The organism is Curtobacterium sp. MCJR17_055, assembly GCF_003224335.1.
In the GTDB taxonomy this organism is placed as follows: Bacteria; Actinomycetota; Actinomycetes; order Actinomycetales; family Microbacteriaceae; genus Curtobacterium.
In genome coordinates this window covers 524,418-550,848 of record NZ_QKLF01000002.1, presented here as the reverse complement: position 1 = coordinate 550,848, position 26,431 = coordinate 524,418, and the positions used below count along the sequence as shown (strand labels likewise).

Annotated in this window: 22 protein-coding genes; 14 read left to right on the top strand and 8 right to left on the bottom strand. The window is 72.7% G+C overall.

Annotated elements, in window-relative coordinates; genetic code table 11:
* Positions 1–41: 41 nt before the first annotated feature.
* A complete protein-coding gene (locus DEJ16_RS06650; protein ID WP_110825685.1) occupies positions 42–1,403 on the top strand; it encodes a hypothetical protein in 1,362 nt (453 codons plus the stop codon).
* Between the two features lie 75 nt (positions 1,404–1,478).
* Here DEJ16_RS06650 and DEJ16_RS06645 read toward each other — a convergent pair whose 3' ends face one another.
* Entirely contained in the window at positions 1,479–1,691 is a 213-nt protein-coding gene (locus DEJ16_RS06645) for a hypothetical protein (RefSeq protein ID WP_110825686.1), read from the bottom strand.
* 59 nt (positions 1,692–1,750) lie between these two features.
* Complete coding sequence (locus DEJ16_RS06640) at positions 1,751–5,287, bottom strand: proline dehydrogenase family protein (protein ID WP_110825687.1); 3,537 nt, start codon at positions 5,285–5,287, stop codon at positions 1,751–1,753.
* A 119-nt stretch (positions 5,288–5,406) separates the two neighbouring features.
* Between DEJ16_RS06640 and DEJ16_RS06635 the strand changes: the two genes are divergently transcribed.
* On the top strand, positions 5,407–5,904 hold the full coding sequence (locus DEJ16_RS06635) for a MarR family winged helix-turn-helix transcriptional regulator (RefSeq protein WP_181419496.1): 498 nt from the start codon (positions 5,407–5,409) through the stop codon (positions 5,902–5,904).
* Between the two features lie 25 nt (positions 5,905–5,929).
* Positions 5,930–7,126, top strand: coding sequence for a PP2C family protein-serine/threonine phosphatase (locus tag DEJ16_RS06630; RefSeq protein WP_181419495.1), 1,197 nt, complete (start codon positions 5,930–5,932; stop codon positions 7,124–7,126).
* 148 nt (positions 7,127–7,274) lie between these two features.
* On the opposite strand, the gene DEJ16_RS06625 is transcribed toward DEJ16_RS06630, so the two are convergent.
* Positions 7,275–8,153 (bottom strand): serine hydrolase, encoded by an 879-nt coding sequence (locus tag DEJ16_RS06625; RefSeq protein WP_110825690.1) that lies wholly within the window; start codon positions 8,151–8,153, stop codon positions 7,275–7,277.
* Between the two features lie 103 nt (positions 8,154–8,256).
* Here DEJ16_RS06625 and DEJ16_RS06620 point away from each other — a divergent pair, with 103 nt between their 5' ends.
* The 3 genes from DEJ16_RS06620 (at position 8,257) to DEJ16_RS06610 (ending at position 12,277) form a co-directional block, all read left to right on the top strand.
* Positions 8,257–9,132: a DUF808 domain-containing protein gene (locus DEJ16_RS06620; protein ID WP_110825691.1), complete on the top strand. Its 876-nt coding sequence runs from the start codon at positions 8,257–8,259 to the stop codon at positions 9,130–9,132.
* Between the two features lie 111 nt (positions 9,133–9,243).
* Positions 9,244–10,191, top strand: coding sequence for an alpha/beta hydrolase (locus tag DEJ16_RS06615; protein ID WP_181419494.1), 948 nt, complete (start codon positions 9,244–9,246; stop codon positions 10,189–10,191).
* A 280-nt stretch (positions 10,192–10,471) separates the two neighbouring features.
* The gene (locus DEJ16_RS06610) at positions 10,472–12,277 is read left to right on the top strand and encodes an adenylyl cyclase (protein ID WP_258365848.1); all 1,806 of its coding nucleotides are present in this window, start codon (positions 10,472–10,474) and stop codon (positions 12,275–12,277) included.
* 183 nt (positions 12,278–12,460) lie between these two features.
* Here the strand turns inward: DEJ16_RS06610 and DEJ16_RS06605 are convergent, their stop codons facing one another.
* Positions 12,461–12,772 carry a hypothetical protein gene (locus DEJ16_RS06605; protein WP_110858041.1) on the bottom strand — a complete coding sequence of 104 codons (312 nt, stop codon included), beginning with the start codon at positions 12,770–12,772 and terminating at the stop codon, positions 12,461–12,463.
* Between the two features lie 175 nt (positions 12,773–12,947).
* Here DEJ16_RS06605 and DEJ16_RS06600 point away from each other — a divergent pair, with 175 nt between their 5' ends.
* Positions 12,948–13,472 (top strand): MarR family winged helix-turn-helix transcriptional regulator, encoded by a 525-nt coding sequence (locus DEJ16_RS06600; RefSeq protein ID WP_181419493.1) that lies wholly within the window; start codon positions 12,948–12,950, stop codon positions 13,470–13,472.
* Between the two features lie 196 nt (positions 13,473–13,668).
* On the opposite strand, the gene DEJ16_RS15725 is transcribed toward DEJ16_RS06600, so the two are convergent.
* The 3 genes from DEJ16_RS15725 to DEJ16_RS06575 all read right to left on the bottom strand — a co-directional run bounded on the left by DEJ16_RS15725 (position 13,669) and on the right by DEJ16_RS06575 (position 18,976).
* The gene (locus tag DEJ16_RS15725; RefSeq protein ID WP_181419492.1) at positions 13,669–16,395 is read right to left on the bottom strand and encodes a hypothetical protein; all 2,727 of its coding nucleotides are present in this window, start codon (positions 16,393–16,395) and stop codon (positions 13,669–13,671) included.
* Positions 16,392–18,191: a S8 family serine peptidase gene (locus DEJ16_RS06580; RefSeq protein WP_110825699.1), complete on the bottom strand. Its 1,800-nt coding sequence runs from the start codon at positions 18,189–18,191 to the stop codon at positions 16,392–16,394. The genes DEJ16_RS15725 and DEJ16_RS06580 overlap by 4 nt, the downstream gene beginning before the upstream one ends.
* Positions 18,192–18,274: 83 nt before the next feature.
* Positions 18,275–18,976, bottom strand: coding sequence for a TetR/AcrR family transcriptional regulator C-terminal domain-containing protein (locus tag DEJ16_RS06575; protein WP_110825700.1), 702 nt, complete (start codon positions 18,974–18,976; stop codon positions 18,275–18,277).
* A 206-nt stretch (positions 18,977–19,182) separates the two neighbouring features.
* On the opposite strand from DEJ16_RS06575, the gene DEJ16_RS06570 reads away from it, so the two are divergent.
* From DEJ16_RS06570 to DEJ16_RS06535, 7 genes are all read left to right on the top strand, one after another.
* Positions 19,183–19,998, top strand: a complete 816-nt coding sequence (locus DEJ16_RS06570; RefSeq protein WP_110825701.1) for a DUF2382 domain-containing protein — start codon at positions 19,183–19,185, stop codon at positions 19,996–19,998.
* Positions 19,999–20,140: 142 nt separating this feature from the next.
* Entirely contained in the window at positions 20,141–20,551 is a 411-nt protein-coding gene (locus DEJ16_RS06565) for a YsnF/AvaK domain-containing protein (RefSeq protein ID WP_181419491.1), read from the top strand.
* 197 nt (positions 20,552–20,748) lie between these two features.
* Complete coding sequence (locus DEJ16_RS06560) at positions 20,749–21,771, top strand: 2-keto-3-deoxygluconate permease (protein ID WP_110825703.1); 1,023 nt, start codon at positions 20,749–20,751, stop codon at positions 21,769–21,771.
* On the top strand, positions 21,768–22,952 hold the full coding sequence (locus DEJ16_RS15720; RefSeq protein WP_181419490.1) for a four-carbon acid sugar kinase family protein: 1,185 nt from the start codon (positions 21,768–21,770) through the stop codon (positions 22,950–22,952). Before DEJ16_RS06560 ends, DEJ16_RS15720 begins: the two co-directional genes overlap by 4 nt.
* Positions 22,953–22,960: 8 nt before the next feature.
* The gene (gene pdxA / locus DEJ16_RS06545) at positions 22,961–23,956 is read left to right on the top strand and encodes a 4-hydroxythreonine-4-phosphate dehydrogenase PdxA (protein WP_110825704.1); all 996 of its coding nucleotides are present in this window, start codon (positions 22,961–22,963) and stop codon (positions 23,954–23,956) included.
* A 1-nt stretch (position 23,957) separates the two neighbouring features.
* A complete protein-coding gene (locus tag DEJ16_RS06540; protein WP_110825705.1) occupies positions 23,958–24,731 on the top strand; it encodes a DeoR/GlpR family DNA-binding transcription regulator in 774 nt (257 codons plus the stop codon).
* A gap of 74 nt (positions 24,732–24,805) precedes the next feature.
* Positions 24,806–25,669 carry an NAD-dependent epimerase/dehydratase family protein gene (locus DEJ16_RS06535; protein WP_110825706.1) on the top strand — a complete coding sequence of 288 codons (864 nt, stop codon included), beginning with the start codon at positions 24,806–24,808 and terminating at the stop codon, positions 25,667–25,669.
* A gap of 58 nt (positions 25,670–25,727) precedes the next feature.
* On the opposite strand, the gene DEJ16_RS06530 is transcribed toward DEJ16_RS06535, so the two are convergent.
* On the bottom strand, positions 25,728–26,399 hold the full coding sequence (locus DEJ16_RS06530; protein ID WP_258365847.1) for a hypothetical protein: 672 nt from the start codon (positions 26,397–26,399) through the stop codon (positions 25,728–25,730).
* Positions 26,400–26,431: the final 32 nt, after the last annotated feature.

Genomic DNA, 26,431 nt, shown 5'->3' with positions numbered 1-26,431 from the left:
TCATCATCCAGGAGTCCGTACACACTCCAGGAAGGTGCACCATGAACATCCGCCCAGTCCTCGTCGGCTCGGCTGCCGTGCTCGGCACGTGTCTGCTCGCCCCCGCGGTCCTCACCGCCCCGGCGAACGCCGCTCCGCTCGCGCCGACCGTGCGCACCGCTGCTGCGGCCGCCGCGTCCTCCGTCGTCACCGACGTCGTCCAGGAGCAGCACGCCTCCGGCGCGAAGCGATGGGTGCGCCTCGCCGTCAGCGTCTCCGCGCGGGCCACAGTCCTGCTCCGCGACGCCTCTGGTGATGTCGTCCAGGCCGAGTCGGCGACGCCGCAGCACGACGCCGTCTTCCGGCTCGAACCCACGGGAGCGGACACGGCCCGGTACACGATCGTCGCGAACGGCACGGAACGGCCCGTCGACGTGGACTTCCACGGTCTCGGTCTGAGTGCACCCGTCGACCAGACCGACGAGCGCGGCCTCGAGCGCCTCCGCCGGGCGATCGTCGCTGGCGACACCGAGCACGGGATCCGGTACCGCGCGGTGCCGGGAGCGGAGGTCGAGGTCTCCGCGAACGGTCGGACCGAGACCGCCGTGGCCGGCGCCGACGGCATCGCCACCGTCCACGTCCACTTCGTCCGCGGTGAGAACGAGGTCTCGGTACGTCAGACCCTCGGGAACGCGTCCTCGGACGTGGACGTGGACCACTACCGCTTCGACGGCGACGAGGCCGGCGGTGGTGACGGCGGCGGCCACCCGGGACCCGGCGAGGGCTCCGGCGACGGCGGCGGGCACCCCGGCCCCGGTGAGGGCGACGGCGGCGGGCACCCCGGCCCCGGTGAGGGCGACGGCGGCGACGACGGGTCGACCATCCCGTCCGACGACGCGTTCTCCGTCGACGTCGACCGTGCCCACCCCCTGCAGCCCGTCGACGGGAAGGTGACCGTCAGTGGGACCGCCACCCGTGGTGCGGTGACCGTGACGGACGCCGAGGGCGTGCCGCTGGGGACCGCGCCGGTGCAGGACGGGCGGTGGCGCGTCGACGTGCCCGCGACGGAGTCCGGCGTGCTCGTCCTGCGCTTCGACCTGCGACCGGAGCCCGGCGGCCAGGTCAGCGACAGCGTGCGGCAGGCCTTCGTCGTCGCGGCACAGCCGAGCACCCCCTTCACCTTCGAGCAGGCGGCGGAGTACCAGCGCCACGACGGGCTGGTGCACTTCGAGGGCACCGCGCCGGAGGGCCGCCTGGTCGTCTTCCGTCTGCGCGAGAAGATCGGTGAGACCCGCGCGTCCGGCGGTCGCTGGTCGATCGACGTCCCGCTCGCTGCGGGGCACCACGGTGTGCGGTTCCTGTTCGTCCCGGACGGCTCCGGGGCCACGGAGGAGAAGACCGCGCTCGTGCACGTCGTCGACTGAGGACGGGGACGCCGACGCGACGGAGCCCCGCCGGCCAGGTGGTCGGCGGGGCTCCGTCGTGCGCGGGGGCCGGGGCTACTCGACCTCGGACGCCGGGTCCTCGGCCTCGACACCGGTCTCGTCGAGACGGTCACGGAGGTGGTCGGCCATCACGCCGGCGCCCTCGTCGCCGTGGTCGTGCTGGACCTGCTCCACGAGGCCGTGCAGCTTGTCGTCGTTCGTCGCGTCGTTCGCACCGTCCATGATCGGCTCGGTCTGGACGCCGTTGTCACGCTCTCCTGCAGTCATGGTCGCGACGTTACGCCGCTCCGGCAGTGCCCTCACGGGGATGCCCCAGGTCCACGCGGTCAGAGCCGGAGGCGGGCGAACTCCGGGTCGACGTCGCCGTGACGGTGGGCCGTGACGATGACCGTCTGCTCGCGGAGGTAGTGCGCCATCTCGACGACACCGGCCTCGACGACGGGCGCGTCGTGGATGGCGGTGTCGATGCCGGCGCCGAGCGCTTCCTCGACCGCGAGGGGGTCCCCGCCGAGCAGCCGGATCCGGGAGCCCGGCCCGGCGAACGCGGTGTGCGGCCGCGGTTCGAAGCCCTGGGACAGCACGATGTCGATCGCGTCCTGCGGTTCGTCGGTGCCACCCGACCAGTCCTCGCGGAAGAGGGCACCGGACGCCGCCCGGGCGAGGAACTCCTCGTCCGTCTCCACCAGGTGGTCGACCACGTCGAGCGGTGACCGACGCCCCGCGAACAGCTGGGTCAGCGGGCCGGGCAGCGCGCGGGCGGTGCTGAGCAGGACGTGCGCGCGGGCGGCGGTCGCGGCGGCGAGGGTCCGGACGAGCTCACCCGTCCCGACGCCCTCGGACTGCCGGACGACCACGGACTGCGGGCGGTACCGGAGCACGTTCCGCTCGACCCGGAGGTCGGCGGTGTCGCGGGAGCGGCCGAACCGGGTCTGCCGGGCCTCCGCGTCGCTCGTCGCACCGGCACGGACCAGGTCGAACTCCTCGAACGACAGCCCGCTGCGGGCGGCCTCGATGAGCGCGGTGACCCGCGGCGGCAGGCCGTGCAGCTGGATGCTCTTGTGGACCGCGCGCGGGACGGGTGCCCAGTGACCGAGCACGGCGACGGACTCCGGTCCCCCGCGTGCGGCACCCGCGCCGACCGCGGCGCGCCCCCATCCCCCGGCCGGCTGTCGTCCGACGACCGGGTCCGTGGTCGGCCGGTTCACCACGAGGGAACCAGCGGCCACGCGGTCCGTCCACGCCGCGACCTCGTCGACGTCGAGCGTGTGCAGGGCCTCCACCAGGCCGTGTTCGGCGCCGTTCTGGATCGCGATCGCCTCGTCGAGGGTCTCGACGTGCACCACACCGAGCACGGGGACGGCCGCGGCGGTCTGCGCGAAAGCGCTGCCGGGACGGACGCCGACGCGGACGCCCGGCGACCAGAGCCGACCGGACTCGTCGAGGACGGTGGGCTCGACGAGCCAGGACTCCCCCGGCGCGAGTTCGGTCAGCGCGGCGCGGGCGGCGCCGGTCGGTTCGACGAGGAGCGGTCCCACCTGTGCGGCGGGGTCCGTCGGCCAGGCGACCCGGAGCGCGCGGGTGGCGTCGGCGAGCTGACGACGGAAACGGTCGTCCTCGCCGACGGACCCGACCAGGACGACGAGCGACACCGCGCGGGCCGCCTGGCCGGACTGACCGAACGCCGAGGCGACCACGTCGCGCACCGCCTGGTCGACGTCCGCCGCCGGGGTCACCACGGCCGCGTTGACCGCTCCGGTGTCCGCGATCAGCGGGAGGCCCGCCCGCCACCAGCGGAAGGACCGGGCGGTGTCGGAGGAGCCGGTGAGCAGCACCCGGTCGACCGCGGGGTGGGCGACGAGGTCACGGCCGAGTTCGTCGACGTCGAGGTCGACGAGCTGCAGGAGCGAGTGCGGGACCCCGGCGTCCCAGAGCACGTCGGCGAGCACGGCGCCGGACCGCTTGGCGAGGGGGGACGGCTTCAGCACGACACCGCTGCCGGCCGCGAGCGCCGAGAGCACCCCGTCGGCGGGCGTCGCGACCGGGGAGTTCCACGGCGGGACGACCACGGTCAGACGCGGTGGGACGAAGACGGCGCCGGCGACGTCGGTCAGGTGCCGGGCACGGTCGGCGGCGTGGTGCGCGGCGTCGACCGCTGCGCTGACCTGCCGGTCGGCGTCGGTGAGGGTCATCGCGGTCTCGGCGACCACGACCTCGACCAGGGCTGCGCGACGGACCTCGAGCTGGTGGGCGACGAGGTCGAGCAGCTCGGCACGGTCCTGGGGATCCTGCCGCCCCCAGTTCACGCCCGCCTGGGCTGTCCGGGCGATGGTCCGTTCGAGTCGCTGACGGTCGGTGACCCGGGCACCGCGGATCGTCGCGGTGCCGAGCTGCGACCGGGGCACCCGACGGAGCAGGTCGGCCGCCCACTCCCGGTTCGCGGCGACGGTGGGGTCGGTGTCCGCTGCGGGTGGGTGCACGACGGTGATCGGGGGAGGACCGAGGGGCGCACGGCGGTCCTGCATGCGGAGGGTCGTCGGCGCCGGGTCGTCGAGCGCGGCGACGGCGGTGGTGAAGCGCTCGCGTTCCCGTGCGGCCACGGCGTCGTCCGTGCCGATCGAGAACGCCGTCGAGGTCGCACCCTCGCGGAGCCGTCGGGCGAGGTACGGGATCGCGGCGTCGAACTCGTCGGGCTGCACGACCGGGGTGCTGACGATGACGGTCCCGAGGTCGGCCCGGACGGCGTCGAGGGCGGTGCCCGCCGTCCCGAGGAGCACCTCGACCTCGAGTGCGTCGCCCACCCCGCGGCGGTCGGCGAGCACCCGCGCGGCGGCGATCGCGAACAGGTCGTGTCCGGCGAGCGTCACCCGGACCGCGTCGGTGTGCTCGGGCGTCAGCGCCGCGTCGAGCAGGCGGAGGAGGGCGGTGTCCGTCGCCTGGCGCGTCGCGTACGTGGCCAGGGGACGGTCGTGGACGAGCGCGTCGGCCAGGCCGGACGCACCGCGTGCACCGGCGACGAGTCGGACCCGGACCGGTGCCCCACCACGGTGGCGCCGCGCCGTCGCCCACTCGGTCAACGAGGCGAGCACCCCGGCGCTGTCGGGGAGGTCGGCCGGCAGGGTGATCCCGGCGGTGGTGTGGGCGAACTCGTCCATGTCGAGCAGCTCGCGGAAGACCGCCGCGGTCAGGTCGAGGTCGCGCGGGTCACCGGTCCGGAACGTGATCATGCTGTCCCCCGCGACGGCGGCGCGGACCACCGGGACGAGCCGTTCGACGGCCTGCTCGGTGGCGGTGTCGAGCGCCCACGGCGACGACGGCGGCAGGACCTCGGACACCGCGAAGGACACGGCCGGCACGTCGGGACGACCGAGCAGGTCGGTGATCCAGCGGAGGCGGCGAGCACTCTCGTCCGGGCCGAGCACGGCCGGGCCGAGCGGGACGACGTCGAGGCGGCTGCCGGTCCCGGCGACCTTGGCGAGCGCCGACCCGAGCCGCGCGGGTGGCGCGTCGACCACCAGGTGCCCGGCGAGTCGTCGCAGCACACGTCGCGCGGACGGGATGACGGCCCACGGTGCCATGGTCGCGAACCCGCCGCCGACCGTGACCGCTCCGCGGAGGTACCAGGCGAGGAAGTCGGGGACGTCCCGGCTGGCCTTCTCGAGGTTCCGCGCCGCGACCTTCGGGTCGTCAGGGCGGATCACCTTGTCGATGAACCCGCGGGCGAAGTCGAGACCGCGGTCGTCGCGCAGGACCTCGGCGAGTCGGGCCGCCCCGGCGTCGGGCTTCGCGCCCCGGGAGGCGTCCAGCCACCGCCCGACGAGGGCGAGTGCGTCGTCGGTGCAGTCCTGGAGGCGTGCGGGCGGCATGCTCTCGATCGTAGGCCGCTCCCCCGACGTCTCCTCGGAGGCCGCCGTGTGCCGCCCAGGAGTCAGCCGGACGGATGATCCTCGGCCCCGACCGCCGCCGCCGTCGATACGCTGGCCCGATGGTGGAGCACGGCGTCGACGGCCACGACTGGGCCACGTGGGACGCGTTCCACGACGTCTGGCGCGGCCTCGACCGGGCGCTGGACCTGGCCGTGCAGCGCGGTGCGGGCATCTCCGTGCCCGAGTTCGAGATCCTCATCGGGCTGCACCGCGACCCCGAGCACCGCCTGCGGGTCCGCGACGTGGCCGCCGGCATCGGGTGGGAGAAGTCGCGCGTCAGCCACCAGGTCACGCGCATGGTCGCCAGGGGACTCGTCGAGCGCGCCGACTGCCCGTCGGACGGCCGCGGCAGCTGGGTGGTCATGACCCCGGACGGCCGCCGGGCGGTCCTCGCCGGCATCCGCGCGCACACCGCCGCCCTCGAGCAGCTGTTCTGGAGGCCCGTGGCGGCGGATGCGGAGACCCTCCGGTCGGTCTCGCACCGCGTTCTCGACGCGCTCGGTCCGGTCGACACCGACACCGACACCGAGGGCGGGCCCGATCCGGGAGACACCTGACCGTGCCCGGGACGGGCGTGGGAGGATGCCTCCGATCGACCTCGTGGGGGAGCAGATGGACACCGACGGTTCGCCGTCCGCGCGCGCGGCACTCGTGGCGGCGTTGGACATCGTCGACGCGGCCCCGACCGAGCGCCTCGAACGCATCGTCCGCATCGCGCGCGACCTCTTCGCCGTGCCGATGTCGTACGTGAACCTGCTCGACGACGCGCTCCTGCACACGCTGACGCCGAACGTCCCGGGCGAGGCCACGACCGTGCCGCTCGAGTGGTCGTTCTGCCAGCTCACCGTGCAGCGGCCCGGGCCGACCGTCGTGCCCGACACCGCCGCCGATCCGCGCACCGCCGACCTGCCGGGCGTCACGAGCCGGGGCATCCGCTTCTACGCCGGTGTCCCCCTGACCATGCCGGGCGACGTCGCCATCGGGACCCTGTGCTTGATGGACGTCGAGCCGCGGGAGTTCAGCCCCCAGGACGAAGCGGCCCTCATCGACCTCGGTCACTGGACCGAGCGGGCCCTGGCCATGGGCCTCCAGCACGACCGGTTGCTCGAGGTCGTCGAAGCCCTCGCTCCGCAGCCCCTGGACGTGCCGGGCTACCGTCTCGCCGGCATCAGCGTGCCGTACGGCGACCTCAGCGGGGACGTACACGACTGGACTGCGGGCGACGACGCCGTGACGTTCACCCTCGCCGACATCATGGGCAAGGAGCAGCCCGCGGCACTGCTCGCCGCCGGGCTCCGCGCAGCACTCCGGCAGCACGAGGACCTCTTGCCCGTCGCAGCCGTCGCCGCGATCGAGCCGCGGATCAGCGAGGACCTCAGCCGCGCCTCGGCCTTCGCGACGCTGTTCCACGCGCGCCTGACGCCGAGCACCGGCCGTCTGGACTTCGTCGACGCCGGACACGGCCTCGTGCTGCACCTGCGATCCGACGGCACGTCGGAGATCCGCCGGTCGCGGGACCTCCCGCTCGGCCTGCACCCGGGCGGCATCCCCTTCCGGGCCGGAGCGCTCGTCCTCGAGCCCGGGGACACGCTCGTCGTCACGAGTGACGGTGCGCTCGACCTGGGCGACGGGACCATCGACACGCTGACCGACATCGGACGGACCCTGCGGCGCGCGCCGGACACCGCCGCGTTCCTCCAGACCGTGCGCCTCCGCGCCGCGGAGCACGCCGAGGACGACGTGACCGTGGCGGTGCTGGCGCGCGACGCCGACGGCTGAGCGCGAGCAGGGCGACGCGGACGGAAGGCGGTGTCGGTACCTGCCCACAGGTACCGACACCGTTGGCTCGTGCGCCTGACCCGAACAGGAACATCGAACTGCGGACGAGCCTGCCGGGTACCACCGACATCGGTGGTGTGCCGACGCGTCAGCGGGCTCCGCCTGCGAGCAGCACCGCGACCGACGCCGCCACCGCGTCGGCACCGGCGTGGTCGTCCGCCGTGATCGTCACGACCGCGCCCGCGGCCTCGTCGAACAGCTGCAGCTGCCCGTTCGCCCCGTGCATCCGCCACAGCCGGCCCGGGCCGTCCCACCCGGCGAGCGCGTACCGCTCGTACGCCGGGCTCCGTCCGGCGGCGACCCAGTCGCCGTGCATCGCCGCGACCCACTCCGGCGCGACGAGCTGCCGGTCCGCGACCCTGCCGCCGTCCCGGACGAGCCGACCCAGACGTGCGACCTCCGCCGTCCGGAGCAGGAGTCCGCCTCCGCCCGCGATGTGGCCGTTCGGGCAGCGCTCCCACTCCGCGTCGTCGATGCCGAGCGGGGTGAGCAGCCGTTCCTGCACGAAGCGGCCGACGTCGCCGACCCGGGCCCCGAGGACCCGCATGGCCGTGTAGGTGCTGGCGTTCGAGTACTGGAACACCCGCCCGTGTGAGGGTCGGCCGAGGAACTCGCGCGCCAGGTCCGGCCAGTCGGTCAGCAGGGTCGGCGACCACGGCAGGTCGACGCCGCTCGTCATGGTCAGCAGGTGACGCAGTGTGACCGCGTCGGTACCCGCTCCGAAGTCCACGTCGGTGAGGGACGCCGACACCGGAGCGTCCGGGTCGATCGCCCCGTCAGCGACGGCGATGCCGGTCGCGATGACGCAGACGCCCTTGGCGATGGACTGCACGTCCTCCCGCACGTCGGGCGTCCAGCGGTGCTCGGCGTCGTCGTCGCCCACGAGCACGTGCAGACCGTGCGCTCGGAAGCCGGTCCGGGCGACCTCGGCCACGACGGCGTCGCGGACGGTCTCGGCGCGTGTCATCCGGCCATCCTCGCGCCTCGGCGGCCGGGAGACGAGTTCGCGGGCAGCCGCCAGTAGTCTGTGCGATCGGACAGTGTTCGGGAAGCGACGAGGGGACCACCACATGTCAGTCGGACTGCTCGCCGTCGTGGACGACATCCTCAGCGCGGCCCTCAAGGCCAGCGCGAAGACCGCGGGTGTCGTGATCGACGACGCCGCCGTCACCCCGCAGTACGTGCAGGGCCTCCAGCCGGCCCGGGAGCTGCCGGTGGTCGGACGGATCGCCCTCGGCAGCCTGTTCAACAAGTTCGTCATCATCATCCCGCTGGCGCTCCTGCTGTCGGCGTTCGCGCCGTGGGTGCTGCCGTGGCTGCTCGTCATCGGCGGCACGTACCTGTGCTTCGAGGGTGCCGAGAAGGTCACCGAGTGGTTCGGCGTCCACCACGAGGCCAGCAGCGACACCACGGTCTCCGAACCGAAGCTCGTGTTCGGGGCCATCCGCACCGACCTCATCCTGAGCACCGAGATCATGCTCATCGGCCTGGCGAGCCTGGACCCGGACCTCGGCTTCTGGCCGACGCTCGGTGCCCTGGCGGTCATCGGTCTCGGCATGACCCTGATCGTCTACGGCGCCGTCGCGCTCCTGGTCAAGGTCGACGACATCGGCCTGCAGATGATGAAGAACCCGTCGCGCGGCACCCGGCGCACGGGCGCCCGCATCGTCAGCGCGATGCCCGCGGTCTTCCGGTTCATCAGCATCGTCGGGACCGTGGCGATGCTCTGGGTCGGTGGGCACCTGGTCATCGCCAACATGGCGGAGACGTTCTGGGCGGGCCCGTACGAGCTGCTGCACCACGTCGAGCACGCGGTCGAGGCCGCCGGACCCGTCGTCACGTGGATCGTCGACACCGCGATCTCAGCCGTCGCGGGCCTCGTGCTCGGCATGGTCGTCGTCGGGATCGTGCTCGGGATCGGCCGGCTGCGGGGGCGCACGCACTGACGGGCAGGCTCGGTCCTCCCGTTCCCTGACCTCTGGCCCCCCTGCCGGGTGGAGACTGCCGGCAGAGGCCAGGACGGCGCCGCAACCGGCGCGGAGACGCAAGGAGCAACGGTGACGGGACTCGACCGACGGACCAGGGTCCTGGGACGACTGATCGGACTGGCTTCGGTGACGCGGCGTTCCGAGGCGCAGATCATCGCCGACCAGCGACGAGTGGTCGGCCACAACGCCGTCACCGACCTGCTGCTCGGCGGCCTCGCGCCGGGGGTCGGCGTCCGCGACACGACCGCCGCCGGGCAGGACGGGCCGATCGGGGTGCGCCTGTACCGTCCGACCACGTTCACCGGGACACCGCCGCTCGTGGTCCTCCTGCACGGTGGTGGCTGGACCTCGGGCACGCTCGACACCTACGACTGGTTGGCCTCGAACATCGCACGGGACGCCCGGGTGGTCGTCGCGTCCCTCGACTACCGACTCGCCCCGCGTCACCGCTGGCCCGCCGCCGCCGAGGACTCGTACGCCGCCACCGTGGACCTCGTCGGGCGCGCGGGCGAACTCGGTGCGGACACGTCACGGGTCGCGGTCGTCGGCGACAGCGCCGGCGGCAACCTGGCCGCCGTGGTCGCGCTGATGGCACGCGACCGGTCCGGCCCCGCGATCGCGTTCCAGGCGCTCCTGTACCCGGCGACCGACCTGACGATGGCCAGTCCGTCGATCGACGAGAACGCCACCGCCCCCATCCTCACCAAGGCCGACATGCTGGCCTTCCGGCAGCACTACCTGGGCGGCGCCGACCCGCGCGAGCCGTACGCGTCGCCGTTGTCCGCGGACCTCACGGGGCTCCCGCCAGCCCTGGTGCAGGTCGCCGAACACGACCCGCTCCGGGACGACGGCCTCCGGTTCGCCGCTGCCCTGCAGGACGCTGGGGTCACCGTCCGGACCACGACCTACTTCGGCATGCCCCACGGGTTCATGGCGTTCCCGCGCATCAGTCGTGCGGTGCCCCAGGCCCTCGGAGAACTCTGCCAGGAGCTCCGCCGGGCGCTCGCCGTCGCGTGAACCGCGCCGACGGGCCGTGCCGAGGAGTCCGTCCGGATGCCGCCGGATCATCCACGCAACGAGCCCGCACAGCGGTGGACGTGGGTGCCACGTTCGGACGGCGTTACGCTTCCGCCACCCCAACCCGCGTGGCCCCGTCTCCGCCCGGTGACAGCGACGTCGCCCGGATGCCGACGGGTGCTGCACATCTGCAAGGAAGCAGGTTCCGGTGAACCCCTTCGCCCCAGCGCCCCTCGGACGGGCCCGAACCAGCAGACGCGTCATCGGCGCGACGGTGGCCGTGAGCGCAGCGGTGCTCGGCGTCGTCGCCACGACGCAGACGGCCGTCGCCGCACCGCACAGCCACGCTCCGGCAGGCGACCTCGGCCCGAACGTGCTCGTCTTCTCCCCGGACATGCCGCAGGCGGACATCCAGGCGAAGGTCGACGCCGTCTACGACCAGCAGGTCGACAACGAGATGGGGACGTCCCGGTACGCGCTGCTGTTCGAGCCCGGCACCTACGGCTCGGCCACGGACCCGCTCGACATCCGCGTCGGGTACTACACGGAGGTCGACGGCCTCGGGCAGGACCCGAGCGGCGTCACCATCAACGGCGGTGTCACCGCGACGGGCCGCAACGGCAGCGGCTCACTCGACACGTTCTGGCGGTCGGTGTCGAACCTGACCGTCCACGTGGTGCCGACCGCTGACGCATGCCACACGGGGAGCGAGATGTGGGCGGTGTCGCAAGCCGCGCCGATGCGCCGGGTGGACGTGAAGGACCACACGACGTTCATGCCGTACTGCGAGGACCCGAACTACGCCAGCGGCGGGTTCGTCGCCGACTCGAAGCTCGAGGGCGGCGCGCTGAACGGATCGCAGCAGCAGTTCTACGTGCGCAACACCGACCTCGGTGCCGGATGGTCGAACGGGGTCTGGAACCAGGTGTTCTCCGGCGACCTCAACGCCCCGGCACAGTCCTTCCCGGTGCCGCCGTACACGACACTGACGGCGACGCCGGTCTCCCGCGAGAAGCCGTACCTGTACGTCGACGGCCGCGGCGCCTACCGCGTGTTCGTGCCGCGCGCCGTGACCGACTCGGTCGGCCCGAGCTGGGCGAACGGGCACACGCCCGGCCGGTCGTTGCCCCTCAGCGACTTCTTCGTCGCGCACCCCTCGGACTCGGTCGCGAAGATCAACGCCGCCCTCGCAAAGGGGAAGAACCTGCTCGTCACGCCGGGCGTCTACGACGTCGCGAAGAGCATCTCCGTGAAGCGCGCCGACACCGTCGTGCTCGGACTCGGCCTGGCCACCCTCACCGCGCAGCACGGCGCGGTCCCGATGGTCGTCGGCGACGTGCGGGGCGTCGACATCGCCGGGCTCACCTTCGACGCCGGCACCGTCAACTCGCCGACGCTGCTCAGGATCGGCAGCGGCCACCACAAGGGCGACCGGCACCGGTCCACCGCCGGCAGCGCAGCCGACCCGACCGCCCTGCAGGACGTCTTCTTCCGCATCGGCGGCCCGCACGTCGGCAAGGCGACGACGAGCCTCGAGGTCAACAGCGACCACACGATCCTCGACGACATCTGGGCCTGGCGGGCCGACCACGGGGTCGCCGGCTCGGTCGGCTGGACCGTCAACACCGCGGACACCGGGGTCGTCGTGAACGGCGACGACGTGACCGCGACCGGCCTCTTCGTCGAGCACTACCAGAAGTACAACGTGATCTGGAACGGGGAGCGCGGTCGGACCGTCTTCTTCCAGAACGAGCTGCCCTACGACGCACCGGACCAGGCGTCGTGGCGACACCAGAAGACCGACGGATGGGCGGCGTACAAGGTGTCCGACCACGTCCGGACGCACGAAGCATGGGGCCTCGGGAGCTACATCTTTACGAACGTGGACCCGACGCTCCACGCGACGCAGTCCTTCGAGGTCCCGGACCGACCGGGCGTGGTCATGCACGACCTCACGACGGTCGCGCTCAACGCGGATGCGGGGACGATCGACCACGTCATCAACGGCCAGGGTTCCGCCGCGACGGGAGCCGTGTCCGGGCAGCCGCAGACCGTGACGCGCTACTCGAACGGGGCCGTCGAGTAGGAGCCGCGCTGTCCGCCCCGGCGCCTCAGGGCGGAGCGGCGACCGTGCGGTCGCACGGACGGAACAGGCCGTCCCGCTGGGATGCGGGACGGCCTGTTTCGATCCGGTCCACCATCTCCGGAGTTGCACGTGTGACGTGCTGGTGCGCGCACCCGGCCGGAGCCGGGGCGCGGTGTCGCTCGACTAGTTCGAGCGGCCGTTGCCGTCGCGGCGGTCGTCGTCGTCGTGCTCCGGCTTGCGGACGCCGGCCTTCGCGATGCCACGGCTGAGGATGTATGCCATCGTCACGAGCGCGACGTAGAGCCAGGCCTGGTCGGCGCCGAAGCCGGTGTGGCCCTCGTCCGCGTTGTCGACGACGGCGGACGCGATGAGGATCGCGAGCGAGACGACGATCCACGCGTAGAACTCCGTGGTCTTCAGGGCGGACTTGGTCTCGTTCCAGGTGCGGCGCACGACGTTGTCGTGGCGCGCGGTGTTCCCTGTCGTGTTCGACATGGTGTCTCCTTCGTGTTCAGTGCCACCGGGCGTCCGGTGGCCGCGTGATCTCGACACTCCTCCAACCGCGCTGATTACTCACCCAGTTTCGTACTTCGCAGAATACGCACTCTGCTTGCTTCCGCCGCTGAGGAGGAGCAGCATCATCGAGAGCCGAAGGACGAGGTCCGATCTGATGCCGAACGAGGACAACGCACGCAACGCCCACCGTTCCGGAGCAGAGGAGCCCCGCAGCACGGCGGGAGCGGCCGCCATCGAAGCCCTGCAGGCACTGAGTGACAGCGTGCACGACGCCGACGAGCAGGCCCTGCGGGCGTTGCAGATGCGTCCCGTCGACGCGGTGGCCCTGCTGCACCTGGTGGAGGCCGGGCGCACGGAGCGATTCCTCAGCCCTACGGAACTGGCGGCGAAACTCCGCCTGACCACGGCCGGCGTCACGAAGCTGGTGGACCGGTTGAGCGGCGCTGACCGGGTCGAGCGACGACCGAACCCGCGCGACCGTCGCAGTGTCGTGCTGGTGCCGACCGAGAGCGCGACCGCCGACCTCACCCGGGCGTACGGGCACATCCACACGCCGTTGATCACCGTCATCGACGAGCTCTCCGACGACGAGGCCGCCGTGGTCACCCGGTTCGCCTCCCGCTTCGCGGACGCGATCCGCCGGGCCGGCGAGCGCGACGACGCGAGATCCGACGGCTGAACCGCTCCGCCGGGTGTCGACTCGTGGGCGCCGCCCGCTGACGGCGCTGACCGACGCGGTCGGGGCCACCCCAGGAGTCGCGGGGACGCGGTCGGGCTGCTGCAGGCGTCGCGGAGACGCACTGCAGCAGCCCGGACCTCACCGTGTCACGCGTCGCCGCACAGCGGGAGGCCGACGAGTGGCCTCCCGCTGCTGGTCACGAGGAGTGACGACGGCGGCGGAGCGCGATCGTGGCCACTCCCGCCGTGAGCAGGAGCGCCGCTGCAATCAGCGCCGACCGGACGGACGCACCCGTGAAGGCCAGGGCCTGCCCGCCGGTCCCGCTGGTCCCGCTGGTCCCGCTGGTCCCGGCCGGGCTGGACCCGTCGGGCGAGAGCGCGCCGGGCGCTGCCTCGTTGCCGCCGCCCTGCCCGGGCGCGCCGTCGTCCTGACCGGCGTCCCCGCCTCCCGGAGCCCCGCCGTCGACCGGCGGATCGACCCGCTCGGTGGTGACGACGGCTGCCGAGACGTCGGCACCGAGTCCGGAACGGTCCGTGAAGTGGACGGCCGTGACGGACCGGTCGGCACCCGTGGTGCGCTGCTCGTTGAGGACGAGCGTGCCCGCGCCTCCCGGCACCGCGATCCGGGTGTCCGCTGCGACCGGACCGGCCGGGATCGTCGTGCCGGCGATCCGACCGCCGCCGGTGGTCACCGTGGTGGCGGTCCCGCTGACCGTGACCTGCACGTCGCGCAGCTCACCCGCAAGGCGCGTGCCGGGGAAGAGCACGACCCGGTCGAGTCGCACCGCACCGCGGTCCTGCGCGGACCGGACGGAGGCCCCGGTCACCCGGAGCTGCCCGGCACCACCGTCGCCCACCACGTCCGCGCGGGCCGTGACCGGACCACCGGAGGCAGCCGGTGCCGCGAGGGGTTGCGCGCCGACGTCACTGGCTCCCGTGCTCCGGAGCCCGTAGGCGTACCAGCGACCGGGTGCCGGGTCGTCGGTGCCGGGAGCCGGTGCGGGCGCCCCGTCGCCGTCGCCGTCGCCGTCGCCGGGGTCACCTCCGGCCGTCGGGGCGATGGTGACCTGGCCGAGTCGGACCTCCGGGTACGTGCCGGTCAGGTCCTCGTAGTGCAGGGCGGTGAGCGTGACGGTGCCGTCGGCGTTCTCGACCCGCTCCCCGACGTGCACGCGGACCCGCTCGTCCCCGTCCCCGTCGAGGCCGGTGTACAGATCGGTGGCGGTGTTGATCCAGACGCCGTTGACGAACACGGCGTTCGCCTCGTCGTCGAACGTGACGTCCATCGTGCCGTCCGCCGTGACCTCGGCGTGCAGCCCGTTCACCTTGAGGGCGGGCCACCGGTACTCGGCGACGGGGTCGTCGCCCTCACCCGGGACCTGTTCGTAGTGTCCGACCGAGAGGGTGGCGGTGTCGCCCCCCGCCCCGATCGCCGCCGTCACGTCCGTGGCCCGGGCGGGGTAGCCGTCCGGGGCTCCGATCCGCTCGGCTGACCGTCGGTCGCCGGCTGCGGTCACCCGCGGCTGCGGGCTGACCAGGGTGCTGCCGTCCGCGGCCGTGACACCGACGCCCCACGCCTCGGTGACCCGCGCGTCGGGAGCGGGACTCGCGGCGGGTGCCGGGAGGGTGACGATCCCGAGTGCGACCTCCGGGTGGGTGCCGGTGAGGTCCGTGTAGCGCAGGGCGGTGAGGGTCGTGCTGCCGTCCTCGTGCACGGTGCGCTCGCCGAAGGCGACCCGCACCCGCTCCTCCCCGTCGGCGTCGACGCCGGTGTACAGGTCGGTGGCGGTGTTGATCCAGACGCCGTTGACGAAGACCGCGCTCGACTCGTCGTCGAACCCGACCGTCATCGTCCCCTCGGGCGTGACGTGGGCGTGCAGGCCGTAGACGCGGAGCGCCGGCCAGCGGTACGCGGCGACGGGGTCGGTCGCGGCGTCGGGGACCTGTTCGAACGAGTCGATCCCGATGTCGGAGGCGCCGTCGGCCGTCGTCGTGACGGTGACGCCACGACCCGTCGAGGCGGAGCCGTCAGCCGCTGTGACCCGGTCCACGCTGCGGGTCCCGGTCCCGGTCAGCGCCGGCTGGCCGTCGATGAGGACGGAGCCGTCGGGCGCGGTCACGGTGATGCCGGAGACCGAGCGGGCGTGTGCTGCGTCGTCCGGGTCGGCAGTCGGCGGTGCGGTCGGCTCCGGCGTGGCTGTCGGCGTGGGTGTGGGTGTCGGCGTCGGGGTCGGCGCCGGCGTCGGTGCGGGCGTCGGCCAGGTGCTCGCCGGTGCGCAGGAGACGGAGCCCGCCCGGACGCGGGAGATCTCGGAGGCGCCCGAGTCCCCGTCGATCCGCAGCCCGACCGTCGTCGCCGTCCCGTCCGCGCTGGTCGTCGTGGTGCCGACCAGGACCCGGGTCGGCCCGTAGCGGGAGTCGGGCAGGTCGGTGCTCCACCCGGGTCGGGCGGTCGCCTCCGCGGTGACGTCGGTGCCACCGATCGACAGGCTGCCGAGGGTGACGACCGGATCGGCACCCGGGGTGCAGGCGACCCGGAGGTCCCGGAAGGTCACCGCCGGGCGGTCACGGAGCGTGAACGTCCCCGACTCGATCGTCGACACGGCGCCGTCCGGTCCTGCCGTCGTCCGCAGCCCGGTCGTCTGGGTCGTGTTGAGCTTCAGGACGTCCGTCGTCCCGTCGGCACGGGCCTCCACGGCTTCGCCGGAACGCCACTCGACGGCGGGCGTCGGACGGGTGAGCGTGCCGCCGTCGATGTCGACGACCTCGACACCGGACGCCTTCGCGAGCGGTGCCCCGTCGGCGGCGAGCGCCGGGGCGGCGAGCGCCGGGGTGGCGATCCCGAGCCCGAGGAGCATCGTCGCGGCGAGCGCGACGGCGGCCCTCGTGCTGGTCCTGCTGCGGGTGCTGGTGCGTGCGGTCATCGGTCGTCCTCCTTGCCGAAGCCCTCGATGAAGGCGCGTCCGTCGGGCACACCAACGCCGGTCACGTCGTCCCAGCCGGGGGCGGACTGCAGGCTCTGCGGCTTCGTGTCCCAGACGAAGACGGTCTCCGGCCAGAGGGCTCCGGCGTCGGGGCCCTTCGGTGACCAGGTGGCCGCCGACGCGGGCGTGACGTCACGGATCGCGTCGGTGCCGAGCAGGTCGTACAGCGCCGGGGTGGCGAGCCCGACCTCGACTCCGGTCGCGGCCTTCGCGAGCGCGACCATCGAGGCGACCATCGGCGTCGCGAGGCTCGTCCCGCCGTGTGTGGCGTACTCGACGCGGCCGTTGTGCGGGCCGTGGACGACGAACCCGGTGTTCGGGTCGCCGATCGAGGCGACGTCCGGGACGAGGCGCCCCGTCCCCGGCTCGTCGAGCAGCTGACGCTGCCACGTCGGACGGTCGTACACGTCGGACTCCCCACCGCCGGCGCCGTACGCGAAGCCGGGCGGGATCAGGGCACCGTTGCGGGCGAACCGGGTCTCGGTCTCCCACCCGGCCTCGACCGCGACGGACCCGTCGGCGGCCAGACCGGTGCTCGTCGCGCCGACGGCGGTGATGTACGGGCTCGAGGCCGGGGACGTCACGTCGGCACCTTCGTCGTGGTCGCCGAAGTCGCTGTGGTCGCCGTCGTTGCCCGAGGACGCGAAGACGGAGATGCCCCGCGACGCCGCCTCGACGAGCACCCGGTTCAGGAGCTCGCGGTCGTCAGCACTGTCGAGGTCCTCGGTCGACCCGAAGGACAGGCTGATGACGTCGGCCTGGTCGTCCTCGACGACGTCGAGGATCCGTGTGAAGAGCGCTGTGGTGCTGCAGTCGTCGGCACCCCAGTAGGCGACGGAGGCATCGGGCGCCATCGCGTGGACCGCCTGCACGTCCAGGTGCTGCTCCTCGGTCCAGCTCTGCGGGCCGCCGCACCGGTCCACGTCGGGCGAGGCCGGTGCGTGGTGCTGGTACTGCCCGCTGCGGAACGGCTGGGCGCCGGCCGCGCGGAAGTACGTGTTCGTGTTCGCTTCCACGTCCGGGTCGTCGTACGCGGCGACGATCGCGATCCGTGCACCCTCGCCGGTGTACTCCGCCGGGACGTGGTGGATCTCGCGGAGCTGCTGCGGCTGGTACCCGCACAGGGCGTTCGAGCGGTGGGTGACGTCCACCGAGGCGGGCCACGCATCGGTCACCCGCTCACCCCAGTAGGCGGCGCACTGGCCGTCGTCCGCCAGGACCGGAGGCCGGGCGTCCGTCTCGCCCGGACCGGGAGTCGGATCGTCGGTCGGACCGGCGACGGTCGGTCGGATCCCGTCGGCGTCGACGACACCGGCCACGCCGACGACGGCGTCGAGCGCACGCGGCACCGAGAGGGCACGGTCCGGTGCGACCGCGGTCGCACCGGCGGTGGTCCAGGAGGCGAAGGACGTCCCGAACGCGTCGCCGACGCGGTCGGCCGGACCGGAGACCGGCAGGACCGCGACCGACTCGCGCAGGTCGTCGACCTGGAGGCCCGCCCCGCGCAGCCACGCGGCCACGTCCGGCGCGGCGTCGGTGCGCGCGGGATCGAGGAGGACGGAGAAGTCCAGGGTGTCGGTGGTCACCGGGGCACCACGCTCGGCGTGGGCGACCCAGGTCGGGACGGAGTCGGAGAGGGTCCGCGTGTCCGCGGCTGGTGGTGCGGGGCGCGCGAGGAGCGCGCCGGGGACGAGCACGGCGAGCGCGAGCGCACCGATGACGAGACGGGTCTGCATGGGGGTCCTGGTCAGGTGGGAGACGGGAGCGCAGCGCGGCGCGCTGCTCCCGGAACCTTACAGGCAAATGAGAATCGTTATCGCTACTGCGAGAGCTCGCGGTCCAGGCGGTCGAGGAGCGCTTCGAGCGAGACCTCGAACTCCTCGTCGCTGCGGTCCTCGCTGAGCAGGGCACGCAGCCGCTGCACCTCCGGGGCGATGTCGAGGGACAGGTTCCCGTCGCCCTCCGGGACGGCGGCGCCGCCCTCGTCGAGCGGCTCCTCGGCGGGTCCTGCCTCGGCTCCCCTGACCACGGACTGCAGGAGGAGCTGGCCGAGCAGGAAGCTGCTGAACGCGCGGTAGGCGTTGACGGCCTGCGCGTCGGAGAACCCGTTCCCGGTGAGGGCCCGGAGGAACGTGTCGACGACCTCGATGCTCCGGAGCGGCGGACGCAGCCAGGGTGCCGCGGGATGGCGGGTGGCGACGAGGGGGAACGCCTTGGGGTGGTCCGTCGCGATCCGGCGGACCGCGTGCGCGACCGTCTGGAGGAACGCCTGCCAGTGCGTGCCCTCGGCCTCCTCGAGGTGGGAGACGAGGTCGCTCATCAGTGAGGCGACGATGCCCTCGAGCAGGTCCTCCTTCCCGTGCACGTACCGGTAGAGGGACATGGCCTCGACGCCGAGCTCCTGCGCGAGGGAGCGCATCGACAGCCCCTGCGTGCCCGACCGGTCGATCTGCCCGAGCGCGGTCGCGACGATGAGGTCCCGGCTCAGCCCGGGTGCGGTCGTCCTGTCGCGTGCCGCCATGGCGGATCTCCCTCGCTGTGGGTGGCTTCCGGCCCCGACTGCGTCCTCGGGGTGCGTCGCTGCCGTACCTGAGACCGTACGCGCGCTTACGTCGTAAGCTCCGACGCGGGCTTACGCCGTAAGTCCGCCGAGGTGATCCCGCACCTCCATCTCGGACGCACTCCTCATCGGATCCGGTGACCACGCCGGGGAACAGGAGCACCACCATGATCGACAGCAACAGCATCAACGACCTCATCGGCGCCGACGTCTACGGCAGCGGCGAGGCCAAGATCGGCACGGTCGGACAGGTCTACGTCGACAACGACACGCAGGCGCCGACCTGGGTGACGATCCGCACGGGGCTCTTCGGCTCGTCCGAGACCTTCGCCCCGCTGACCGACGCCAACTTCGACGCCGGCATCGTCCGCGTCGCGTACGAGAAGGCGTTCGTCAAGGACGCACCGCGCGTCGAGGCGGATGGTGCCCTCAGCGACGAGGAGGAGCAGGCGCTCTACTCGTACTACGGCATGACCGACACCTCCGTGGCGGACGAGCAGCCCCTGTACGACCAGGACGCCGACCGTGGTGTGAACACCCACGGCACCCAGGGCCACGACACCTCCGGCCCGACGACCGACGACGCCATGACCCGCTCCGAGGAGCGTCTGCACGTCGGCACCGAGCAGGTCCGGACCGGCCGTGCTCGTCTGCGCAAGCACGTCGTCACCGAGCAGGTCACCAAGACCGTCCCGGTCAGCCACGAGGAGGTCACCCTCTCCCGCGAGCCGATCACCGACGCGAACGCCGCCGACGCCCTCGCCGGCCCGGAGCTCAGCGAGGAGGAGCACGAGGTCGTCCTCTCCGAGGAGCGCGTCGTGACCGCCAAGGAGACCGTCCCCGTCGAACGCGTCCGCCTCGGCACGGAGACCGTCACCGAGCAGCAGACCGTCGACGAGGAGGTCGCCCACGAGGAGATCGAACTCGACGACAGCGAGGTCCGCAGCGCCACCGGGTCCACCGACCGCGACCTCCGCTCCTGAGCACCACCGGCGGCGACCCCTCCGTCGCCGGGACTGAGCCCGCTCACACCTGTCGGCCCCGATCATGACGAGCGGGGCCGACAGGCGTACCCGCCCCTCCCGTTCCCTCAACGGAGCACCGCACGGCCCAACGGAGCAGAGCATGAACCGAGACCAGCAGCACGTGTCCGACGCCGACGACCACGTCGAGGTGGTCCGCAGCGAGGAGCGCCTCGCCGTCACCACCGAGCGTCACGCCACGGAACGCGTCCGACTCGAGCGGTACATCGTCACCGAGCAGCGCACCGTCACGGTCGACGTCAGCCGTGAGGAGATCCGCCTGACCCGCGAGCCGATCACCGGTGAGACCCGCCTGCCGGCCGGCACCGGCGACACCGTCCGCGAACCGATCGTGGTCGTCCTGCACGAGGAGCAGCTCGTCGTGACCAAGACCGTCGTGCCGGTCGAGCGCGTCACGCTCACCACGCACACCGTCACGCACGACGAGGTCGTCGACGAGACCCTCCGGCACGAGGTCGTCGACGTCGACGAGGTGCGCGCGCCGATGGCCTGAGCAGCCCACCCGAGTGCACCGGGCCTCCTGGCCGTCATCGCGACGGACGGGAGGCTCGTCTCGTTCCCGGCAGGACCGCGTGCTCCACAGGGGTCGGTTGCGCGTTCTGCACAGAACGCGCAAACAGTTGCGCGTTCTGTGCAATCCTGGAGACACCGAGCACGTCAGCGCCCGGGAACGAAACGATGGAGTTGCGTATGTCCGTTCCGATCAAGGCCGGGATCGAGAAGGTCCCCGGCGGCATGATGCTCGTCCCGCTCCTCGTGGGTGCCGTCCTCGCGACGGTCGCCCCGGGCACCGCGGACTTCTTCGGGTCCTTCACCGGAGGCCTCCTTACCGGGAGCACGCCGATCCTGGCCGTCTTCTACGTCTGCATGGGTGCGAGCATCGACCTGCGCGCGACGCCGTACATCCTCAAGAAGGGCGGGGCGCTCTTCGGCTCGAAGGTGCTGCTCGCCGTCGTCATCGGTGTGGTCGCCGGGCAGTTCATGTCCGAGCTGCCCATCCAGGGCGGCTTCCTCACCGGCCTGTCCGTCCTGGCCCTCGTCGCCGCGTTCAGCGACACGAACGGCGGCCTCTACATGGCGCTCATGGGCCAGTACGGCAAGCCCAAGGACGTCGCCGCGTACTCGATCATGACGATCGAGTCCGGCCCCTTCCTCACGATGCTCATCCTCGGGGTCGCCGGGCTGTCCGCGTTCCCATGGCAGGCCCTCGTCGGTGCACTCATCCCCCTGGTGCTCGGCATGGTCCTCGGCTCGCTCGACCCGGCGATGCGGAAGTTCCTCTCCTCCGCGGCACCGGTCCTCATCTTCTTCTTCGGCCTGGCGCTCGGCTTCGGCATCAGCCTGCAGACCGTCCTCAGCGCGGGACTGCTCGGTGTCCTGCTCGGCCTGGTCGTGCTCTTCCTCGGCGGCAGCGTCCTGTTCCTCGCCGACCGCCTCACCGGTGGCACCGGCCTCGGCGGCCTCGCCGCGTCCTCCACCGCGGGCAACGCCGCCGCGGTGCCGATGCTCGTCGCCGCCGCCAACCCGGCCTACAAGGAGGCAGCGGGTCCCGCCACCGTGCTGGTGTCCGCCGCCATCGTGGTGACCTCGATCGGGACCCCGCTCGTCGTCGCCTGGTACGCACGGCGGATCGCGGCGAAGAAGGGCGGCACGGACACGACGCCCGCGAACGCCGCTCCCGTGGAGAGCGCGGGGAACGGAGCCGCCACGTGAGCGGGACGCACGCGACCCTGACGATCGTCGCCGACGACCTGACCGGGGCCGCCGACGCCGCCGGCGGCTACGGATCGGCGCGCACCAGCGCCGTCGTCCTCGGCCCCGACGTGCCGTGGCCCGCCGCGGACGTCCTCGCCGTGGACACCGAGAGCCGGTACCTGCCCGAGCAGGAGGCCGCGGATCTGGTCGGGTCGGTCGTCCGCCGCTCGGTCGCCCTCGGCCGACCGGTCTTCAAGAAGATCGACTCGCTCCTCCGCGGGAACGTCGGCGCCGAACTCGCCGCAGCCCTCACCGCGATCTCCGGCGCTGAACGCGGCCTGGCTGTCGTCGCCCCCGCCTTCCCCGGCACCGGCCGCACGACCGTCGGCGGGGTCGTCCACGTGGACGGCGTCCCGAACACGGACGGCGACCACGCCGGCGACGTCGTCGCCTCGCTCGCCGCCGCGGGCCTCCAGGCCGGGAGGCTCACCCCCGGTCCGGCGGACAGCCCCGCGGTCCTCGCCGGTCGCCTCGACCGTCTTCGCACCGACGGCGCTGACGCGGTGGTCGTCGACGCGGTCACCGACGCCGATCTCGAGCAGATCGCCCGGGCCTCCCGGCTGGTCGCGGGTCCGGTCCTGGCGACCGGGTCCGGCGGACTCGCCGCGCACATGGTGCCGACCGACGGCGCGACCGCGATGTCGGCTCCCCCGCTGCCGGCCGTCGACCGCGTGCTCGTCGTCGTCGGGAGCTACTCCGGCCCCGCCCGGTCCCAGATCGACGAACTCGTACGCCGCGGCGCCGAGCACGTCGAGTTGCGGCACCGCGACGACGGCGAGCAGGCTGCGACGGACCAGATCTCCAGCGCTCCCGGCGACGTCGTCCTGACGCCCGACCTGGGCATCCCGGTCGACAAGGGGAACGCCCTCGACGTCGCCGCGGCACTCGCGACGACCGTCACGCGGAGTGCGCACCGCTTCGACGCCCTCGTCCTGACCGGCGGGGAGACCGCGCGGGCCGTCCTCGACGCGCTCGGCATCGACAGCGTCCGCGTGCACGGGACCGTCGAACCCGGCGTCGTCCTGAGCAGCCACCCCGACCACCGCCCGATCCTCGTGACGAAGGCGGGTGCGTTCGGCGACGCCGGCACCCTCGCCCGCACGGTCCGGGCCCTCCGACAGCTGAACACCGAAGAGTGAGGAACACAATGAAGCCGATCATCGCGATCACGATGGGTGACGCCGCCGGCGTCGGGCCCGAGATCATCGCCAAGGCGATGGCCGACCAGGCGACCCGGTCGCTGGCGACGATGTTCGTCATCGGCGACCTCCGCCGTCTGCAGCTCGCCATGGACGTCATCTCGAGCACGCTGACCCTCAACCGGATCAGTGACCCGTCCGAGGTGACCGAGGACCCGACCACCATCGACGTCCTCGACATCCCGTGCATCCCCGAGGACCTGGCCTGGGGCGAACTCTCCGCCGAGGCCGGACACGGCGCCTTCCTGTTCATCGAGAAGGCCGTCGAGCTCGCGATGGCCGGCACGATCGACGCCATCTGCACCGGTCCGCTCAACAAGGCCGCGCTGCACATGGGCGGGCACCAGTACCCCGGCCACACCGAGATGCTCGCCGAACTCGCGGGGATCGACGAGGTCTCGATGATGCTCACCGCGCCGAACATGCGCGTCATCCACGTCACCACGCACCTGGGCCTCGTCGACGCCGTCGCCGCCATCAACGGTGACCGGGTCTACCGCACCATCGCGCGCGGCAACGACCTGCTCGTCCGCTCCGGCAACGAGCGTCCGCGCATCGCCGTCGCCGCGATCAACCCGCACGGTGGCGAGAACGGCCTGTTCGGCAACGACGAGGAGGCCCAGAAGATCCAGCCCGGCGTCGACCGAGCACGTGCCGAGGGCCTCGACGTCATCGGTCCGCTGCCCGCCGACACCCTCTTCATGCTCGCCAGTCGCGGCGACTACGACCTGGTCGTCGCCCAGTACCATGACCAGGGCCACATCCCGGTGAAGGTGCTCGGGCTGAAGAACGGTGTGAACGTCACCGTCGGCCTGCCGTTCGTCCGGACCTCGGTCGACCACGGAACGGCGTTCGACATCGCCGGGAAGGACATCGTGGACCACGAACCGCTGCTCGAAGCGCTCCGTCAGGCCGCCGACCTGTCCCCGGAGCGCGAAGGCTGACGTGAACGCCCGCGACCGTCGGCGCGAGATCAGCCGCCTGCTGCAGGAGAAGCCCGTCACCGTCGACGAGCTCGCAGCGGTGTTCTCGGTCTCCGCGTCGACGATCCGGCGGGACCTCGACACGATGACGCGGGACGGCACCATCGTCCGGACGTACGGCGGTGCGCAGACCATCGGCGGGGCGGAGCGGAGTCTGCGGGAGCGTGAGGCGATCGCCGTCGAGCAGAAGGCAGCGATCGGCCGGCTCGCGAGCACGTTCGTGGAGGACGGGGCCGTCGCCGTGCTCGACGCCGGGACCACCGTGGGGGCGCTCGCGCGGAACCTCGTCCACCGCGAGGGCATCACCGTCGTGACGACCGGACTGACGACCACCAACGCACTCGAGCACAGCACGGGAGTCGAGCTCATCGTCGTGGGCGGGCGGCTGCGGCACATCAGCTCGGGGTTCGTCGGGCCCTTCGCCGAGCGGGTGATGGCGGATGTGTCGGCCGACGTCGCGTTCCTCGGGGCCGACGGGGTCTCCGCGGAGTTCGGGCTCGGCGAGGAGACGCCGGAGCAGGCGTCGTTGAAGCGCGTGATGGTCGAGCGGGCGCGCGAGCTGTACGTGCTGGCGGACTCGACGAAGCTCGGGGTGGCCTCGGCCCACTGGTGGACGCGGATCGAGCGGCCGTGGGTGCTCGTCACGGACGACGGGGCGACGGAGGAGCAACTGGCGGCGTTCCGGGGGGCGGAGTCGGTGACGCTGCACGTGGCGGCGACCGGTCACCTCGCCTGAGGACGGGCGCTCATCGCACCGGTTCGCCTGCGCACCGCCGGACACCGGCGCACCTTCCGTGGAAGGGTCGAGCCATGCTGCACCACCAGACCGTCGTCATCGCCGGCTGCGGCGACCTCGGCACCGAGGCCGCCCTCCGCTTCGCCGACCTCGGGTACCGCGTCGTCGGACTCCGTCGTCGCGCGGAGCTCCTGCCCGCACCGATCGAGGGCCGGAGCACCGACCTGCGCCAGGACGTGCCCGAGATCGACGCCGACACCGCGATCGTGGTCGTCGCCCTGGCCGCGGGCAGCCGGGACCCGGACGAGTACCGGGCGACCTACGTCGACGGCCTCCGGAACGTGCTGGACGGCATCGACCGGTCGGGAGCGAGCCCGCGGATCGTCGTCGTGTCCTCGACCGCGGTCTACGACGTGTCGGACGGCAGCGTCGTCACCGAGGAGACCCCGGCGACCGGCGGGACGCCCACGGCGCAGGTCCTCGTGGAGGCCGAAGCGCTCCTCCGAGAGCGAGCGCCGCGTGCGGTGCTCCTCCGACTCTCGGGGATCTACGGGCCCGGGCGGGAGCGGCTCATCGACCAGGTGCGATCCGGCGCGGCCCGACTCGCGCCGAGCCCGGGGGCGTCTCCCCACACGAACCGCATCCACCGCGACGACGCCGCGGCCGCGATCGTGCACCTCGCGACACTCGACGACCCGGCGCCGACCTACCTGGGCACCGACGACCAGCCAGTCCGACTCGACGACGTGCTCCGGTTCCTCGCCGACGAACTGGCGGTGCCGGCACCGGGGTCGGGTCCGGCGTCCGACCGGCAGGCGGGAGGCGACAAGCGGCTGTCGAACGCGCTCCTGCGGTCGACCGGCTTCACGTTCCGCTACCCGACCTTCCGCGAGGGCTACCGCGCGGTGCTCGCCGGCGAGGGTGCACGGCACAGCTGACCGCGGGACGCTGCTGCTCCTCCGAGCCATGCCCGCGCGGCTGGCCGTCGGGAGCTACTCATGGGCGGAGCGTCAGTACATGCCGGACACGCGATGTCTCGGACACGTGGCTGTAGACCGCTGGAGCGATGCCATTGAGGATGTTCAACATCTCCCGGTGTACCTGAGCGGGGTCCGGGCTCCCCGACCGCGTCGCTATGGGTTCGTGATGCGCGATCCGGTTGCGGAGCGTGTTCACCGACTCGATCGTGTGGTCGACGTGAGAGCGTTGCGTACCCTTCGGGAAGGCGTGGTGCAGGTACGGCACCCAGACGGTCTTCTCCATCGCGTTGGTCGTCAGCTGCCGCCAGAACCCGAGGGTCAACTCCGCGATCACCTTCCCGGGGGTCGCGCTTCCGAAACCACAGCGAGCGATGGCGGCATCGACTGCTTTCCGGTTGAGGGCGTTGACGTCCGAGCCCCGTTTGATCCCCTTGACGTTCCTCGTGCGCCAGATCGGGACGATCGCAGGCGATTCCGCATCGAGGAGCCAGTGCGTGTTCGTTCGCCAGCGCGCCGAGATGGCCGTGTCGTAGGCGTTCCGCAGTGCCACTTCGAAGTGGGCGATGTCGTGCATGAGCGCTTGCCCCGCCTGGACGTTCCATTCGTACAGGCGAAGGGCCCGGCTTCGGTCGCCGTCGGCGTCTGCCACGTACCGCGCGAACCGCGCGGCGCCGAGCCAGTCGTCCACCCAGGAGTCCGACACTTCCCCAACTTCCCCGC

What these genes read in the sequence shown, in the direction of transcription:
- DEJ16_RS06565 (WP_181419491.1), top strand. Translation starts at nt 20,141, where the DNA reads ATGAACCGAGACCAGCAGCACGTGTCCGACGCCGACGACCACGTCGAG.
- DEJ16_RS15725 (WP_181419492.1), bottom strand. Translation starts at nt 16,395, where the DNA reads ATGACCGCACGCACCAGCACCCGCAGCAGGACCAGCACGAGGGCCGCC.
- DEJ16_RS06625 (WP_110825690.1), bottom strand. Translation starts at nt 8,153, where the DNA reads ATGACACGCGCCGAGACCGTCCGCGACGCCGTCGTGGCCGAGGTCGCC.
- DEJ16_RS06645 (WP_110825686.1), bottom strand. Translation starts at nt 1,691, where the DNA reads ATGACTGCAGGAGAGCGTGACAACGGCGTCCAGACCGAGCCGATCATG.
- DEJ16_RS06570 (WP_110825701.1), top strand. Translation starts at nt 19,183, where the DNA reads ATGATCGACAGCAACAGCATCAACGACCTCATCGGCGCCGACGTCTAC.
- DEJ16_RS06605 (WP_110858041.1), bottom strand. Translation starts at nt 12,772, where the DNA reads ATGTCGAACACGACAGGGAACACCGCGCGCCACGACAACGTCGTGCGC.
- DEJ16_RS06640 (WP_110825687.1), bottom strand. Translation starts at nt 5,287, where the DNA reads ATGCCGCCCGCACGCCTCCAGGACTGCACCGACGACGCACTCGCCCTC.
- DEJ16_RS06560 (WP_110825703.1), top strand. Translation starts at nt 20,749, where the DNA reads ATGTCCGTTCCGATCAAGGCCGGGATCGAGAAGGTCCCCGGCGGCATG.
- DEJ16_RS06650 (WP_110825685.1), top strand. Translation starts at nt 42, where the DNA reads ATGAACATCCGCCCAGTCCTCGTCGGCTCGGCTGCCGTGCTCGGCACG.
- DEJ16_RS06575 (WP_110825700.1), bottom strand. Translation starts at nt 18,976, where the DNA reads ATGGCGGCACGCGACAGGACGACCGCACCCGGGCTGAGCCGGGACCTC.
- pdxA (WP_110825704.1), top strand. Translation starts at nt 22,961, where the DNA reads ATGAAGCCGATCATCGCGATCACGATGGGTGACGCCGCCGGCGTCGGG.
- DEJ16_RS06620 (WP_110825691.1), top strand. Translation starts at nt 8,257, where the DNA reads ATGTCAGTCGGACTGCTCGCCGTCGTGGACGACATCCTCAGCGCGGCC.
- DEJ16_RS06630 (WP_181419495.1), top strand. Translation starts at nt 5,930, where the DNA reads ATGCCTCCGATCGACCTCGTGGGGGAGCAGATGGACACCGACGGTTCG.
- DEJ16_RS06535 (WP_110825706.1), top strand. Translation starts at nt 24,806, where the DNA reads ATGCTGCACCACCAGACCGTCGTCATCGCCGGCTGCGGCGACCTCGGC.
- DEJ16_RS06580 (WP_110825699.1), bottom strand. Translation starts at nt 18,191, where the DNA reads ATGCAGACCCGTCTCGTCATCGGTGCGCTCGCGCTCGCCGTGCTCGTC.
- DEJ16_RS06600 (WP_181419493.1), top strand. Translation starts at nt 12,948, where the DNA reads ATGCCGAACGAGGACAACGCACGCAACGCCCACCGTTCCGGAGCAGAG.
- DEJ16_RS06635 (WP_181419496.1), top strand. Translation starts at nt 5,407, where the DNA reads ATGGTGGAGCACGGCGTCGACGGCCACGACTGGGCCACGTGGGACGCG.